This window comes from Paenibacillus luteus, from assembly GCF_006542765.1.
GTDB lineage: Bacteria > Bacillota > Bacilli > Paenibacillales > Paenibacillaceae > Pristimantibacillus > Pristimantibacillus luteus.
On the sequence record NZ_SKCD01000012.1, the window covers coordinates 79,450 to 96,427 of the forward strand.

Annotated in this window: 15 protein-coding genes; 1 reads left to right on the plus strand and 14 read right to left on the minus strand. The window is 47.5% G+C overall.

From position 1 onward, the window contains the following. Window positions 1-193 precede the first annotated feature (193 nt). Window positions 194-847, plus strand: a complete 654-nt coding sequence (locus tag E0496_RS11795) for a YqaA family protein (protein WP_141501891.1) — start codon at window positions 194-196, stop codon at window positions 845-847. Between the two features lie 121 nt (window positions 848-968). On the opposite strand, the gene E0496_RS11800 is transcribed toward E0496_RS11795, so the two are convergent. The 14 genes from E0496_RS11800 to E0496_RS11860 form a co-directional block, all read right to left on the minus strand. Continuing rightward, window positions 969-1,985, minus strand: coding sequence for a C40 family peptidase (locus E0496_RS11800; RefSeq protein ID WP_338325845.1), 1,017 nt, complete (start codon window positions 1,983-1,985; stop codon window positions 969-971). A 339-nt stretch (window positions 1,986-2,324) separates the two neighbouring features. Continuing rightward, window positions 2,325-3,236, minus strand: a complete 912-nt coding sequence (locus tag E0496_RS11805) for a cation diffusion facilitator family transporter (protein ID WP_141501892.1) — start codon at window positions 3,234-3,236, stop codon at window positions 2,325-2,327. Window positions 3,237-3,566: 330 nt separating this feature from the next. After that, the gene (locus E0496_RS11810; protein WP_141501893.1) at window positions 3,567-3,893 is read right to left on the minus strand and encodes an L-rhamnose mutarotase; all 327 of its coding nucleotides are present in this window, start codon (window positions 3,891-3,893) and stop codon (window positions 3,567-3,569) included. After that, on the minus strand, window positions 3,894-4,922 hold the full coding sequence (rhaS, locus tag E0496_RS11815) for a rhamnose ABC transporter substrate-binding protein (protein ID WP_141501894.1): 1,029 nt from the start codon (window positions 4,920-4,922) through the stop codon (window positions 3,894-3,896). Window positions 4,923-5,011: 89 nt separating this feature from the next. Beyond that, on the minus strand, window positions 5,012-5,995 hold the full coding sequence (locus tag E0496_RS11820; protein ID WP_141501895.1) for an ABC transporter permease: 984 nt from the start codon (window positions 5,993-5,995) through the stop codon (window positions 5,012-5,014). A 3-nt stretch (window positions 5,996-5,998) separates the two neighbouring features. Next, the gene (locus tag E0496_RS11825) at window positions 5,999-7,012 is read right to left on the minus strand and encodes an ABC transporter permease (protein ID WP_175598048.1); all 1,014 of its coding nucleotides are present in this window, start codon (window positions 7,010-7,012) and stop codon (window positions 5,999-6,001) included. A 38-nt stretch (window positions 7,013-7,050) separates the two neighbouring features. Beyond that, window positions 7,051-8,556, minus strand: coding sequence for a sugar ABC transporter ATP-binding protein (locus E0496_RS11830; RefSeq protein WP_141501897.1), 1,506 nt, complete (start codon window positions 8,554-8,556; stop codon window positions 7,051-7,053). Further along, window positions 8,538-8,696: a hypothetical protein gene (locus E0496_RS36145; protein ID WP_206669754.1), complete on the minus strand. Its 159-nt coding sequence runs from the start codon at window positions 8,694-8,696 to the stop codon at window positions 8,538-8,540. Before E0496_RS36145 ends, E0496_RS11830 begins: the two co-directional genes overlap by 19 nt. A gap of 96 nt (window positions 8,697-8,792) precedes the next feature. Next, window positions 8,793-10,274, minus strand: coding sequence for a sugar ABC transporter ATP-binding protein (locus tag E0496_RS11835; RefSeq protein WP_241674735.1), 1,482 nt, complete (start codon window positions 10,272-10,274; stop codon window positions 8,793-8,795). Window positions 10,275-10,316: 42 nt separating this feature from the next. Continuing rightward, on the minus strand, window positions 10,317-11,090 hold the full coding sequence (locus E0496_RS11840) for a DeoR/GlpR family DNA-binding transcription regulator (RefSeq protein WP_141501899.1): 774 nt from the start codon (window positions 11,088-11,090) through the stop codon (window positions 10,317-10,319). Window positions 11,091-11,284: 194 nt separating this feature from the next. Further along, complete coding sequence (locus tag E0496_RS11845; RefSeq protein WP_141501946.1) at window positions 11,285-12,967, minus strand: glycoside hydrolase family 13 protein; 1,683 nt, start codon at window positions 12,965-12,967, stop codon at window positions 11,285-11,287. Between the two features lie 115 nt (window positions 12,968-13,082). After that, a complete protein-coding gene (locus E0496_RS11850) occupies window positions 13,083-14,174 on the minus strand; it encodes a carbohydrate ABC transporter permease (RefSeq protein ID WP_141501900.1) in 1,092 nt (363 codons plus the stop codon). A 1-nt stretch (window position 14,175) separates the two neighbouring features. Further along, window positions 14,176-15,258: a carbohydrate ABC transporter permease gene (locus E0496_RS11855; RefSeq protein WP_141501901.1), complete on the minus strand. Its 1,083-nt coding sequence runs from the start codon at window positions 15,256-15,258 to the stop codon at window positions 14,176-14,178. Window positions 15,259-15,504: 246 nt separating this feature from the next. Next, the gene (locus tag E0496_RS11860) at window positions 15,505-16,902 is read right to left on the minus strand and encodes an ABC transporter substrate-binding protein (RefSeq protein ID WP_421923718.1); all 1,398 of its coding nucleotides are present in this window, start codon (window positions 16,900-16,902) and stop codon (window positions 15,505-15,507) included. Window positions 16,903-16,978: the final 76 nt, after the last annotated feature.

Genomic DNA, 16,978 nt, shown 5'->3' on the forward strand with positions numbered 1-16,978 from the left:
CATTATTTTCAAAAAACACATGACAACTATCATCTTCTTATGCTAATTAAATATGCTATAATTATTATATTAAGCGCTAAAGCGCTTTTTTCAACGAGCTGCAGCATTGGCAGGCACATAAGGGAATTTCCATATGGTGTATTTCATTAAGCAGGCTTTATGTGCAGTTAGTTGACGGAAAGGGAGCCTGGTAATGTTTCAAGCAGTAGTCGACTTTTTAAAGGATTTCGGGCCACTGGGCTTGTTTATTCACGCGTTTTTGGACGCCGTTATTTTCCCCATTCCCGCGTTCTTCCTACAAGTTTCGCTAAGCATCCTAAATCCATCTACAGCACTATGGCTGGCTACTGTGGGCTATGTCGCTTGTCTCTTAGGTACACCCGTAGGGTATTACCTTGGCAAGGTAATGGGCAAATCCGTCCTATATAAGTTTCTCAAGAAAGAATGGATCGACGCTGCGACCGACAAGTTTCAGAAAAATGGCGAAGCCGCTATTCTGATCGGATCATTTACACCGATTCCCTTTAAAGTATTTACCATTCTATCGGGCTGCTTAAACTTCCCTATCTGGCGATTGATTGGCTATGCTGCTATCGGACGCGGATTGAAATTTTATATCGTTGGCCTCCTGTTCTACTTCTACGGGCGTGCAGCGGAGAGCATGGTGAAAGACGTTTCGTTATATATCTTTATTGTTGCGGTTCCGCTCATCGTTATCTTTTTGCTCATCCGTAAAAGAAGAAACAAAAAGAAAACGTTAGCTGACAAGCTAGTCGAAGCCGAAGCTTCACAAACCGAACAAATGAAACCAACCGAAAGCACAAATACGATCCAAATTGATTCCTAAGACTTGATTCCTAAGACAACAAAGAAAGACGTTCAATGATGAACGTCTTTCTTTGTTTTATTCAACTGCATGCTTCGTGAGCCGACTTCGCGCCTGCCATCCGCCCAGTTGGAGCACTTAACTATAATGCACTTCCGCCAAACACCATCCGGTACTCCCAATGAGTTCCCGCAATGCTGCTGACCGTTACACCGCCGCTTTCTACCGAATACGTATGTAACACCTTGCCATCGCCTAAATAAATGCCGTCATGCGTGATAGCTGCCGTAGCCTTGTTTATACCGCTGTAAGCAGACGCTTTGGTACCCTTGTAAGACATAAAGAAAACCACATCACCGCGCTTAAGCTGACTCCAGCTTGTCTTCGCTGTCCCTTTATCCTTTACGTACTGAGCTTGCTCGCGGGAATCAGCCGGAAGCTTGATGCCAAGTCCATCCAAAAAGGCTTGTCTTACAAAATCAGAGCAGTCAAAGGTAGTCGTCGTATTACGGTTAGAGCCATATTCGTAAGGCGTGCCCAAATAACGCATGCCTGCAGCTATCATTTTCTCAACTGACTTACTCGCTGATTCACCAGGGACTGTCACTGTTCCGCCGCCGCTATTACCCGAGCCGCTGCCGGGAACAGAGCTTGTTAAGCTCAGATAGGAATCCTGCGTGCTGACATAACCTCGTACGCCATTGCCATCCTTCACCTCATACCAGTAACTGTTAGGCATGGAAAGTACGGTTACCTGTTCGCCTTTCTGAAGGAAACGAATCCGCTCTCCTGAAGTGGAAGCAGCCTTTCTGAAGGATACAGATTCTTTGACAACCGCGTTGCTGCCACTTGGTGTCGGTGTAGAGGTTGAGGTCTTAAGCTCGATATATTGGGAGGAAGTTGATATGTAACCTGTTTTGCCTGAGGAATCCGTTACCTTGTACCAATAGGAATTTACTTGATCGACAACGGTTACTTGATCGCCCTTCTTCAAGCTTCGGATAATGGATGCTGATGTTGATGGTGAGGTGCGCATATTTACGCTGGATTGTACTTCTCCCGCTTGTGCGGCCAATGCTGCCGGTACGGATATCGAGCTGAACAATAATGCTGCCGTTAACGTTGCTGTTGCCATCCTTTGTTTCATGGTGTATTGCAAATCTTTACGCCTCCTTGGTGTGTAAACAGTGTAGGTGTAACGGTTTCTGCTCCCATTGTAAAGAGGATTGCAACAGACCAGTATCGACCATTCCTCCTAATTCCCGATCAGCAAAATTGGGAGGGTGGTCCCATAAATATCTTGGTAAAAAATACAAAAAAGGCATCTCCTCTTAAGAGACGCCTCATTACCTATTGCTTTTGAAACATTTACCTACATTGGCATAGATCTATCAAATAAATATCAAACATTTGGGACTTTTGGCAGAATGTCTTTTTCATGCCTTTTGTACCACAAAAAAAATTTTCCATATCCATTGGTAACAATTACCGATTATTATCAGTGGTTTTCTGGCCTATTTATTTCCAAATGCTCCTCGAGCTCCTGAGGTTCCACATGCACATGCACACTCATAATATTATGCTTTCGGCCCATTCGCTGCTCTATTTCATCACTGATGCGGTGACTTTCAATCAGCGTGAGCTCAGGATTCACCTGTACAATCACATCGACCAGCACATGACTGCCGTGCACCCTCGCCTTAATATCCTTGATCGATTTGACGCCTTTGATCTTAGCGATCGTGGTACGTAAGGAAGAAAGCTCATTTTCATCAAAACCATCGGTAAGCGCATGCGTAGAGCTGTAGAAGATCTCCCAGGCTGTTTTGCAAATAATGATTCCGACCGCAATAGCAGCTACTGGATCAAGCCAAGGCAAACCAAACTGGGCTCCGATTATGCCAATGGCTGCCCCAATACTGACCAGTGCATCCGAAAAATTGTCTTTAGCTGCGGCGAGCAGCGCTTGATTATTAATGCGCAGCGCCAGCTTACGGTTGTATATATATACGCCAAACATGCATACGGCAGCGAATAAAGCGACCCATGCCGTAATTAAGTTCGGAATATGAGAAGTCGGAGAAAACAAAGATTTCACCGCACTGATCAGCACTTGAATGCCTACTGTCGCCATAATGAAGGAAGCGATTAACGCTGCAATGGTCTCTGCGCGGAAATGCCCGTACGGATGATCCTTATCCGGCGGTTTCTGCGATATTCGAAGGCCAATCAATACCGCCACGGAAGCCACGATATCCGTTAAGTTGTTGAAGCCATCCGCGACTAGTGCCCCTGAAACAAACCAGTAGCCCGCACCAAGCTTCATCGCCGATAACGCCAAATAGGCTCCGATACTGACCCAAGCGCCTTTCTCACCTTGCTTGATTTCATCATATTGATTCAGCTTCATTACCTCCCGAGCGTCCAACCTATGTATTCTCAAGTTTAACAATGAACTTATCGGTATCATACCCGATCCATTCCGTGTGGGTCTAGAGAAACAGTGTTTACCAGGTGCGCGCTTTTATGCATGGAGGCAACATTCCTCTGTTCTGCATATAAACTTTCAAGATCAATTCAAACAAGGTGAAACGGCTGTCGCCGCCCTCTGGCGGCGCAGCGTGTTTCAATCCGAGAAATATAGAGAAGGGATAGCGAATTGATATACTTCCTACTATTATCTAAAAAGACGGATTCGGTTTTGAGAAACGAATTCCGTCTTTACCGCTAAAATGGCGTCTTATTTTAAGAAAAAGATTTCCTTTAACGGCTTGATTGGCTCCGCTTCCTGAAAGTCAAAGGAGCCCTGCACCATCTTAGATGTGATGGCATTCCATCGTCCGCATGCCTCGCTCTCTGCGATATAGGCAAAGGCCGCCTCAACATCATCACATTCGAAGCAGTAGAAAAACTGGAGACCATTTTGAAAGATGGAATAATTGCGGATACCCGCCTTACTGTGCTCCTCCATTACTTCCTGCCAAGGCTCGCCATGCATGCGTACGTACTCATCCAAGCATTCTTCTTGAATTGTCCAAGTCCAAGCAAATTTATTGCTGCCGATCATTTAATATACCGCCTTCCATTCTCCAATGTTGGCCGAATCGAATTTGAATGGGTCGCCCAGCATAATTTGCGTGCCATCGCCGTCAGCAATGACTTCCTTAGCGCCAAGACGTCCCGCTTCAAATTTATCGCCAACCTTGCCCGTAATCGTGCCTTTGACGAGCGCATCCGCTGCAAAACCTGCCAGATAGCCGACATCCACCGGATTCCATAGATACATCCATTCGCTGACACCGCTTTCAATGTATTCAGCCATTTCGCTTGGAAGGCCAAGTCCCGTCAAATGCACTTTGCCTTTCAGCCCTTTGTCTGTCAATACTTTACCTGCGGCAGCAATCCCTACCGTAGTCGGGGCAATAATGCCTTTTAAGTCGGGATAAGATTTGAGCAAGGCCTCTGTCTCTGACACGCTTTTGTCGCGAAGATCATCGCCATAAGCGACCTTTACAAGCTCGATATCCGCATATTTAGGGTCCTCAAGCTCTTTCTTCATCCATTCGATCCATGTATTTTGGTTGGTCGCCTGGGACGTTGCGCTCAGAACCGCGATTTGGCCTTTCCCGCCAATCATCTCCGACAATGCTTGTACCTGCACGCGTCCGATCCGTTCCGGATCTGCTTGATTGATATGAACGAGGCGACTTTGGGCATTGACCGCCGAGTCCAGCGATATGACCTTAATGCCTTGGTCCATCGCTTTTTTGAGTGCCGGCTGCAGTGCATCCGGGTCATTGCCGACCATGGCGATTACGGCTACCTTCTGCGAAATCAGCTCTTCGATCATTTGTATTTGCGCTTCAGCAGTCGGTTGATCTGGCGCTTTCAATATCGCTTCATGGCCAAGTTCCTCAACCGCCAGCTTGAAGCCTTCCATCTCCTTCTCCCCGTAAGGATTTCCCGTATTTTTAAAGACAATCGCAAATTTCTTGCTGCCCCCTTCTTTCGCCGGTTCCTTCTCATTTCCTGAGCATGCTGCCAAAACAGTAATCATAAGTGCGACTGACAAACAAACGGATAACCACTTCTTCATTTGTTGTTCCTCCCTTTTTTAGGCCACTAGGTTAATCTATACAAAACGACGTATACGTCGTGATGCAGCGTGAGTCATTAACTAAGCATTCAAATACGTCCTTGCTTTCCTAGCTTGATCTTCGGAATCATGACCGCAACGATAAGCAGCAAGCCCAAAATAATGAGCAGCATTTGCGCTGGCACATTCACAAGCCCCAGGCCGTAGCGAAGAAATCCGATGAGAAATACGGCTAAAATCGCGCCGATCATTTTCCCTTTCCCGCCAGCTGTGCTAATGCCGCCAAGCACGACCATGGCGATTACGTCCAACTCGTAGCCTGTCGCTACGTTGGGTCTTGTGCTCCCCATTCGCGAGGTCAGAAACAGCGCCGTTACGGCAGCCATAAAGCCTGCCAGCGTAAAGACGATCAGCTTGATTTTGTCCACTTGCACTCCAGAAAAACGGCTAGCTGTTATGTTATTGCCCATGGCATACACCCGCCTGCCGAACGTCGTTTTATGGAGCAGCAAAATGAACGCAGCCGCAAATACGGCGAATACGATCAGTATAAAAGGAACCGGGCCAACATAACCCCAGCCGAGAAAGCTAAACCAATCAGGAAATTTACCAGCTGCCTGATCTTCCAAAATAATATAGGCGATCCCGCGATAGATAATCATCGTAGACAGCGTAACAATAACGGCCGACAGTTCCTTAAACTTCACGATAAGCAAGCCGTTTACGAAGCCGCACAAAGTGCCCACCGCCAAACAAATAAGCATGGCAAGCGGCATCGGAACGCCCATCGTGTAAAGATCGGCCATGATAACCGAAGCTAGGGCAACAATGGACGCTACCGATATATCAATATCGCCAAGGATGATAATAAGCACCATCGGCAAAACGATAAATGCTTTATCCAGAAAGGTCATCGTAGCATCGCGCAAGCTGTCAAAGCTCCAATAATATTCGGATAAACTCATATTCATAATATTGATGCCAATAAAGATAAGGACGAGCATCCATTCCCATTGAAGCAGGAAGCTTTTCCAGGAAAAAGGTCGTCGATTCGTTACAATGCGCTGCTCCATGGCTTATATCTTCCTCCTCATGAGATTATTGCGATCCACGCCTCGTTTGACCAAAGCGTTAATGATGACAGCGACGAGAATAATGGAGCCTTGAATTCCTGTCTGCCAGAATGGAGAGACATTAATGAGCGGCAGTGCGTTGTTGAGGATCCCGAGCAAAATGGAACCAAGAATGATGCCTGATATTTTCCCTGATCCTCCAGCTATGCTCACCCCGCCCAGCACACAAGCCGCGATGACGCTCAGCTCGTAGCCCATCGCCGTGTCGCCCTGAGCAGAGGCGAACTTGGATACCCACAGTACGCCGGCTAACCCTGATAAGCCACCCATAATGGAATATACCAGCCACAAAATCTTTTCGTTGTTGATGCCGCTTATTTTCGCCGACTCCGGATTGCTGCCTACCGCATAAATTTGCCTGCCGGTTCTTGTATGGCTAATGAAATAATAAAAAACGATATAGGTTACGATGGCTATAAAAATTAAAGTATTCACGCCAAGGATCGATCCGGTCGCTATCGATTTGAAGCTACCGGGCATCTGATGCGCGCTTACCCACTTTCCGCCGCTCGCCATAAAGGTAAGTCCGCGGAAAACATTCATCATGCCCAGCGTTGCGATGATTGGCAGAATACCGAACCTAGATACCAGAAACCCAAGTACAATCCCGCAAGCAAGCCCTACTGCTGTTCCAATCACGATGGCGAGCAGCGGATGAAGCTCCGGAAACTTACTCACGGTGAGGGCAGCTATCATCCCAGATAACGCCAGTGTTGCTCCTATTGACAAATCAATGCCACGCGTAACGATGACGAGCATCATGCCGACAGCCAAGATACTTAAGATAGCCGTATTCGTCATGAGGTCATTCACATTTTCAAGCGTTAGAAAGCTTGGATTGCGCAGCTGTACAAGCGTGCACAGCACAAGAATGAACCCCAGAAGCCCAAGCTCCCTAAACCTTGCCACACTCCCGCTAAACGTTTGCTTCTTGCGCTCTACTATTGTCGTTTCCATCGTAGTCCCCACCTCTTTGACTTTCGTGCCGCTTGGCATCATCCGGAAGCACCACCGCTTGCCATAGAGGCTTTCAAAATCGCTTCCTGCGTCGCTTCCGCCCGTTCAAGCAAGGCAGTAATCCGCCCCTCTCGCATGACTGTAATACGGTCGCACATGCCAAGCATCTCCGGCATTTCGGAAGAAACCATAATAATGCCATAGCCTTGATCGGCAAGCCCGCGGATGATGTCATAGATTGCCGATTTGGCTCCTACATCTACGCCCTTCGTTGGCTCATCGAGAATAAGAATATCCAAATCGGCGGTGAGCAGTTTGGCAAATACAACTTTCTGCTGATTGCCGCCCGACAGCGAACTAACCAGATCGAAGATGCTTTTCGCCTTCACGTTCAGCTTTTCCGCGAGCGTCTTCGCAACCGCAGCCTCTTTGTCCGTATCGAGCGCCCCCTTGGTTACAAACCGGTCAAGTGTCGGCAGCGTGATGTTCTGGCCAATCTCCCAGTCCAGCACCAATCCCTGCTTCTGGCGATCCTCCGGAAGATAGCCTATACCCAGCTTCATCGCCTCCAGCGGGTCTTTAATCGCCACCTTTTCCCCTTTAAGATACAACTCACCTCGGTCATAAGCCGTAATCCCGAATATGGTTTGAAAGACTTCTGTCCGGCCAGCCCCCACAAGTCCTGTGAAACCTACGATTTCACCGCGATGCAGCTTGAATGAGATGTCTGCAAAATATCCTGTTCGTCCAAGGCCTTCCGCCCTTAACAGCTCTTCGCCGATCCGTGGCACGTTCTTTGGAAACAGCTGTGTGATCTCTCTGCCCACCATCGCAACAATCAGATCATTATTCGTAATTTCATCTACTTCCCAAGTACCGATATATTTAGAATCCCGAAACACCGTCACACGACTGGCCAGACGATACATATCCTCAAAGCGATGTGAAATAAAAATAATCGATTTCCCTTGATCCCTTAGCTGTTCTGCAATCCGGTAAAGCTCCTCGCTCTCGCGCTTCGTTAACGCTGCTGTCGGTTCGTCCATAATAATGACCTTCGCGTCCATCGACAGCGCCTTTGCGATTTCAACAATCTGCTGCTCGGCTACGCTAAGCGCCCCCATCTGTGACTTGGGGTCAAAACCAGCCCCTAGCTCCGTTAGCAGCCGTTGTGCTTCCTCATGCATCGCATGCCAACGGATACGTTTCGTACCATGATGAATTTTCTCATGGCCCATAAATATATTCTCAGTCACACTGAGGTCCGGGTAACACGTCACATGCTGATAGATGGCTGCAATGCCTGCCCGCTTGGCTTCATTCGGGTTCTTAAAATCGACGCGAGTGCCACCAAGGAGCATCTCCCCCCCATTTGGCGGATGAACGCCTGTAATCACTTTAATAAAGGTTGACTTGCCGGCACCGTTCTCGCCCATCAACGCATGGATTTCACCGGGTTTCAACTGAAATTGAACGTTATCAAGTGCTTTTACGCCAGGAAACGTCTTTGTAATCGCTTTCAACTCTAAAACAAAATCAGCCATTCTTTGTCTCCTCTTCGCAAAAGGGATTTGCCAGCATTTTCTTCGTCATTAACTATTATGATCTTTTGTTTTGTTTTATGTTCATTCATGTTCATTGTTATTAATTTCGTTACAGGAAAGTAAATTCCTTCTTTATCCAAAAATATTTTTCAGCTAACTTTCGCAACCCTCAATACTAAAAAGAACCTCTAACCGCTTAGCATGCGGAACAGAGGTTCTTAGATATTTTAGCTAGTTTATGTATCCTTGCCTCCCGAGGCAAAATAAAGAATTCCGGCCTGCGTTGCTTCTTCCTTCAGAAATGTCTTCCGAATTTGTCCGTTGTACATAACCGCAATACGGTCTGACATCCCCATGATTTCCGGCAAATCCGATGAGATCATAATGATCGAAGCCCCTGATAGCACAAGCTCATTCATAATATTATAAATATCCAGCTTCGATGCGATATCGATCCCCGCGGTAGGCTCTTCCATAATGAGCACTTTCGCGCTGGCAAACAGCCATTTGGCCAGTATGACCTTCTTCTGCTTGCCTCCGCTTAAGCTTTGAACGATTTCTTTCTCATCTGCGGAAATCTCCAGCCGATCGATCAAGTCCCTCGCATATTCACTCTCTCTACCGGTCGATAAGAATCCTGCATGTGAGACCCGGTCCAAATTAGGGAGCACGATGTTTTCAGAGATGGAAGCATTCATGATCAGTCCCTCTTCCGAGGTAATGCCCGTAACATAACAAAGCCCATGAGACTTTGCAATATGGGGGGACATCGCTTTAAATGCTTTGCCGTTCATATGAATCTCCCCTTCGTAGGGGCCATGAATGCCAAACAGCACCTTCGCCAGCGTTCTTCTGCCTGATCCGCTCAGTCCAGTAATACCAAGGATTTCCCCCTTTTTCACCTCTAAGCTGATGTTCCTGATTCGCCCATTAAACCCAAGCTTCTCAACCCGGAGTGCCTCTTTCCCATGCTTTACCTTCAGTTTTGGGTAGCGGTCCTCCAATTGCCTTCCGACCATCGCCTGAATCAGCGCTGTCATGTCCAGCTCGGACGATAGCGCACTCTGTGTGACCTCACCATCGCGAAGAACCGTTACCTTATCGGCAATTTGCTGAATTTCCTCAATGCGATGAGAAATATAGATAATGGAAACACCTAATTTTTTGACATCCTTGATTACTTTAAAAAGAAGCTCGATCTCTTGCTCCGTTAAAGCAGCCGTAGGCTCATCCATGATGATGATTTTGGCGTCATGAGACAACGCTTTAATCATTTCCACAAACTTCTGCTGCGCAATTGTTAGCGTTTTCACAATGGCCCGAGCGTGTAACGGCAGACCCAAATACTGAAGCAGCTTCTCAGTTTCTCTATAAGCCTGGTCCCAATCAATGAGGCGAGGCCACCTCATGGTGCGCAGCGGCTCACGCCTCATAAACACGTTTTCCGCTATATTCAAGTCTGGAAATAACCGAATTTCTTGATAAATCATCGCGATGCCATGCTCCTGCGCCTGCTTCGGATTTTGAATAGAGATCGGCTCGCCGTCCATCCAGATCTCACCGGAATCAGGCAAGAACAGGCCAGACAATATTTTCATCAGCGTCGACTTGCCGGCACCGTTTTCTCCAATTATGGCATGAACCTGAGCTTTGTCCGCCGCAAAGTCAACTTCGCTCAGCACCATATTGTCATTAAATCGCTTGGAAATTTTTCGCATTTCTAAGAAATGACCCAAGACCGCGCCCCTCCTCTTCTCTCTTTATTCCAGCTCAAACGTGGTGTACAGCTTAACTGCATTCTCGAAATATAGTTTCTTGTAGTCGGAAGGAACCTGCTTATTCGTTATAACTTTTTTGGTCATGTTCAAATCGCCTAGCCTCGCAAAACCCGTCGTATTAAACTTGGAGTAGTCAGCAACTACGATAACCTCATTCGAAATTTTCTTTACGCTATGGATGACCATTACTTCTTCATGGCTGCCGACTGTATAACCTGCGTCCATATGGGCACCCTTTATGCCGATAAAAGCTTTGTTAATAAAAATACCGTCAAGCGCCTGCTGCGCAAAACCGCCCACAAGCGTTGAGGTGGAAGGCATCAAATCACCACCTGTGACAATCACTTTAATGCCTGCGCTATCCTTAAGCGCAAAGCCGATCGCCATATCGTTCGTTACGACTGTGACCCGTTTATTTTTCAGATTGCGGGCAATTTCAAGGCAGGTCGTACCAGGACTCAAATAGATCGCATCGCCGTTCTCAATCATTTGGCCAGCGATTTTTCCAATCATCCGTTTCTGCTCCAAATAGGCGTCATTCTCGCTAGCAGGGCTCAACGCATCGGGCTCCGACTCCTCGTTCAGCACAGCTCCGCCATAAATTTTCACTAGAAATCCAGCCTGCTCCAGCTTGTCAAGATCACGCCGAATGGTCACCTCCGTTACGGAGAACAGCTCACTAAGCTCATAAACGTCTACTCGTTTTTGCTTCAATAAGATTTCTTTGATTTTTCCAAGCCTCTCTATTGCAAACATAGGCTGTATACTCCACTTCTTAGATTCACTTCTTATTGCACGATTATAGCATAATCCTGTTCGTTTGTGATCGTTGCGTCCCCGTAAGCCTCACACTTGGCACAATATAAAACAACCGACTCGGATACGGAGTCGGCTGCAAAGCCACAAACTATCGATACGTTTGATGCTGCTTACTCACCAACGATACATTTTCAAGACAATACTTCATAAATGCGAGCTTCATAAGGCCTAAGCGCAATACTGCGCTCCTCCATTTCCCATTCGGGATCGGTTTCTGCGTAATTGCCCAACACCAGGGCAAGCTGAAGAGTGTCGCTGCCCAAACAGTGGTTAGATAACGCAAATGTCCTTGCTTCCTCGCTATGATTGAGCAATACGATCCATTCCGTGCCATCATGCTCTCTTGCGTATCCGTAAAGGTATGGATCATCTCCGCTAATATCGGTAAAATCTCCATAGACCATAACCGGATTGCTTTTGCGCAGCCCAATCAGCTCTCGGTAAAACGCAAGTACGGAATGGGAGTCCTTCTCCGCCTGCTCCACATTGATTTCCACATAATTAGGGTTCACCTTAATCCATGGTTTGGCATCGCTGAAGCCCGCATGAAGAGTAGTATCCCACTGCATGGGTGTTCGGGAATTATCCCGGCTGAGCGGTTGAAGAGCACGAAAAACCGCCGCAGGGTCCTTGCCCTTCCCGACTTCCTCCACGTACTTGTTCAGCATTGCGATGTCATTATAATCGCCGATCGTTTCGTACCTAACCCCAGTCATTCCAATTTCTTCGCCTTGATAAATATAAGGAATGCCTGGCAGCGTATGAATCATCGTCGCAAGCAGCTTGGCAGACTCCACGCGGAATTCCTGATCATTTCCGTAGCGCGACACTTGTCTCGTATGATCATGATTATTAAGGAATTGCGAACCAAAGCCGCGTCCGGCCAGCGCTTCCGCCCATTCCCTTTGAATTTTTTTAAAGCGTTGCATATCCCATTCCGGCATCTCATCCGCAACTTCAAAATGAAACAGCGTATTCAGCTCCGCACGTTCCTCATCCACAAACAAAGGACCCGTTTCCGGCGTTGCAAATGCAATCTCACCAACGGTCATCATATCATAATGGCGGAAAACCTCACGGTTCATTTCCTGCAAATAATCATGAAGCCCAGCATTATGCGTCAAATACTTAATCTCCCGCGGGTCATCCACATCCGTGAAGGTTTCCGGTTTGGCAAGCAGTGCAAGCGCATCAAGCCTTAGCCCATCCACTCCCTTGTCCAGCCAAAAACGCAGCATCGCATAGATTTCCATTCGCAGTTCCGGATTGGCCCAGTTCAAGTCAGGCTGCTCTGTGGCAAACGAATGCATATAATATTGCCCCGTAGCCTCATCCAGCTCCCAGCATGACGGATTAAAGTAAGACCGCCAATTGGTAGGCGGCTCCTTATCCGTTCCAATTTCCCCAGATTCCCTCTCCGTGCCATCCCGCCAAATATACCAATCCCGTTTCGGATTGTCGTACGATGAGCGTGACTCGATAAACCAGGGATGACGATCGGATGTATGGTTAACGACGACGTCCATCATTAGCTTCATGCCCCGCGCATGCGTCTCCACAACCAACCGTTCAAAGTCTTCCATCGTACCGGCTTTTGGCATCACGGCATAATAATCGGATACGTCATAACCATTATCCTTGTCCGGCGATTCATTAAACGGATTAATCCACACCATCGTGACGCCTAAGGACTGAATATAATCAAGCTTGGCTATCATACCCTGCAAGTCCCCTATACCGTCTCCGTTCGTATCACAAAAGCTCCGCCAATAAACCTGGTAAACAACCGATTCCTTCCACCACGCTGGTTTAATCTCCATAACCCTCACTCCTATATCTCTATCATTTTTATTTTCATAACCAAAATGGCGCGCGCCGGACATGAGGTCCAAACGCTGCGCCACTTTGCCTAGCATTGTTACACCATAGTCAGCCCTTAATCGATCCGCCAAGCATCCCGCGTACGAAATATTTTTGCAGAGCGAAGAATACGGTCAAAGGCATCAGCATGGAAACAAATGCGGCGGCAGTCAGCAAATGCCAGTCATTGCCTCTGGAGCCGACCATATTCGCAATGTTCATTGACAATACCTGTACTTCCGGCTGGCTGCCGAGGAAGATGAGCGAAACCAGATAGTCGTTCCATACCCATAAAAATTGAAATATGCTGATTGAAGCAAGCGCCGGTACCGACAAAGGGAGGATCAGCTTGCTGAAAATAGTAAAATTTGTTGCCCCATCCATAAACGCCGATTCGAACAAATCCTTCGGCAATTGGCTGATGGAGGTATACATGAAATAAGTGATTAACGGTAAACCAAAGGCCGTATGTGCGAGCCATATGCCAAAGTATGTGCCGTTAAGCCCAAGCGACGTATAGTCCCGTAAAATGGGAATAAGCGCTACCTGCATCGGGACGACAAGCAAAGCAATGACGATGACAAATAGCGTCTTTCGCCCCGGAAAACGAAGCCAAGCAAAAGCATACGCAGCAAAGGAAGCGATGAAGATCGGGATAACCGTTGCCGGTATCGTAACTGCAATCGTATTCCAGAAGGAACGCGACATGCCGCTGCCCTTTTCTGTTTTGGTCGTGCCGTCAGGCATGGTGATGGAATAGGTTTTGCCGCCAAGCACAGTCTCATAGTTCTGGGTGGTAAAATGAGAAATAACCGTCCATTCCTTCTCCTGTACATTCAGAAGTTTAGCCCGCCGATTTTCCCAAATAATTCGTTTCCCATCTTGCTCTACGCCAGATCGCAACTGATCATCCGTAAACGTCACCCCATTCACTTGAATGGGTTCACGAAGATCGGTATCTTTCGGCAATTGAAGCTGCTCTGAGGTTTGCCAATCGCGATGCGGCAAAATGTTCCACCAGCCCGTTGCCAAAATATCTGCGGCAGGCCGGAACGAGGACACGAGCAGTCCAAGCGTCGGAATTGTCCATATGAGACAGATGACCGCAAGCACCGTATTCACGAGCCATTTGGACTTGCGCAGCTTTTTGTTTTTGCTCATCTTAGAAGCCCCCCTCTCTCCGGAACTGGCGCAGGTTGAATATAATGACCGGAATAACCGCAATTAGCAGCACGATAGCAAGCGTGGAGCCGTAGCCTGCATTTTGGTACATAAAGAGCTGCCGGTAGAACTGGGTAGCTACCACATCCGTCTCATATTGCCCGCCAGTCATGATCATGACCACGTCGAAAATTTTGAGCGTGAATACGATGATCGTCGTCGTTACCGAAAGCAGCGTTCCGGCAATATAAGGAATCATGATTTTAAAGAATATCCGAACCTCGCCCGCGCCATCCATTCTGGCAGCCTCAAGCATATCCTCAGGGATGCTCTTAATCGCAGCCGAAAAGATAACCATTGCAAAGCCCGTTTGCATCCAGATAAGGATCGCAATCAGGAAGAGGTTGTTCCAGGGTTGAATCATACTGAGCCACGCTTGCGGCTCTCCCCCGAATTTGACGACGATCGCATTGAGCAGACCGATCTGCTCATTGCCTGGTTGGTAATAATAGATGAACTTCCAGATGACGCCTGCCGCTACGAATGAAATCGCCATCGGCATAAAGATCAGGCCTTTAGCAAGCTTCTCAAAGCTGCTGCGGTCTGCCAGAATCGCGATGAGAAGGCCTAAACTCACGCAAGCCAAGGTGCCAAAAAATACCCAAAGCAAGTTATTGCGAAGCGCCATCACCAGCAGCCGGTCCGTAAATACGGCAGCGTAGTTGGCTAAGCCGACAAAATGGACTGAGCCTGCATCAAAAAAGCTTAAATATAAAGTCCGGAGCGTTGGGAAAACGAGCAGCCAGCCTAACAGCAGAACTGCAGGTCCAACAAATACAAAGGGCAATATTCTGCGCTTCCATTGATCCGGGTATTGCTCGACTGCCCAGTTGAATGAGTAGTAGATGGAATAAATGCCGAGCGCTCCCCAGATTACAGCCAGCACTGCATTCATGACGGGATGGAGACTGGATTCGCGAAAAAATAATAAGATGGCCCAGTGTACGGCAATATTCAGAGCTGGCACGAGCACGGATATCAACAGTAGACGCAGAGCATTGCCCTTCCTAGCTTGAAGCTCCATATGAATCCTCCTCCAAGGTTTGTGAAGCAAACCTGACTTCGTAAGCATAAGCTTAGGTTTGTGAAGCAAACCTGACTTCGTAAGCATAAGCTTAGGTTTGTGAAGCAAACCTGACTTCGTAAGCATAAGCTTAGGTTTGTGAAGCAAACCTGACTTCGTAAGCATAAGCTTACATCTTCCAAGAGGCTTGAGGGGCTTCGCCTCGTTGTTGGAAGCCCCTCCATTATCCTCAAGATTTGTTAAGTATTATTTAAAGCCTTTTTGAATTTCTTTCAGGGCCGTATCAAGATCAACTGTTCCGCTTACCCAATCTGTCATGCCTTTCCAGAATGTGCCGGCACCTACTGCACCTGGCATCAAGTCAGATCCGTCAAAACGAATCGTATCCGCCGTGCTTACGAATTCAGCCATTCTGCGCTCTTGGTCATTCGGATACCAAGAAGGGTCCGCATCATTCATAGGCGCTGTTACGCCACCCGTTTGAATCCACGTTTTTAGCGATTCGCCTGTTGTGAAAAACTCAAGTACAGCACGAACCTCAGGACGATCGTTAAACATCGCATAAATATCACCGGAGATCAGTGCTGGCTGGCCATATTGCTCATCAATAGCTGGTAGCGGGAACCAATCATAATCATCCGCAGTCAAGCCTTCAGGGAAGAAGCTGGTAATAAAGCCGGCTTGACGGTGCAGCCATGCTTTTGGCGGGTTATCGAAGAGCGGCTTAACCGCGTCTCCAAACGATGTCGTAGCGATCGATTTGCGGCCGCCGTAAACGTAATCCTCGTTAAACCAAATTTCAGCCATTTTTTCGGCAGCATTTTTAACAACAGGATCTGTAAAAGGAAGCTCGCCTGTCAGCCATTTATCATAATTTTCTGGCGTAGTTGTGCGAAGCATGATGTCCTCCATCCAGTCTGTTGCCGGCCAACCCGTTGCCGTGCCGCTTTCGATACCGATGCTCCAAGCTGGATCGCCGTCCTTCGCAATCTGATCCGTCAAAGCCATAAGCTCCGTCCATGTCTTAGGAACCGTATAGCCTGCTTCCGCAAAAGCTTTTTTGTTGTACCAAACCAAGCTCTTCACGCTGCTGCGAGCCCATATGCCAGCCATTACATCGCCGCTAGCGCCTGGCATCGTCGCCATGTCAAGCCAGCTTTGATTGTATTGCTTTTTCAAATACTCATCACTAAGGAATGATTTCACATCAACCACTTTACCTGCGTTAACGAATCCCTTCAGCAAGCCTGGCTGTGGAAAATCTGCGATATCCGGCGCGTTGTTGCCGTTTACACGCACAGAGATCGTCGCTTCGAATTCCTTCGACCCCTCATAGGCAATATCAATTCCCGTTTTCTCTTCAAAAGCTTTAATGCTTTCAGTAAACTTCACTTCATCCGCATCCGTAAAAGGACCAAACATCGTTACTTTTTTACCTTTAAAATCACCGTTTAACGCTTGTGCAAGAGCTCCGTCCCCTGTCGCTGAATTGTTCCCGCCCTCCGCCGTTTCCGTTGGTTTCTCCGATGGCTTGTTGGTTGGCGTATTGGTATTGTTGTTTCCTCCGCAAGCTGTAATCGTTGTCGCGAATGCTACGGACATAATAAAGGCAGTCAATGCTTTTTTTGTTTTTCTAGTGTACACAGACCTCATCCTTTCATATTTAAGTAATTCAGTAATTACCTTACACATGCTGGACCCTTTTGAAACCTCAATGACA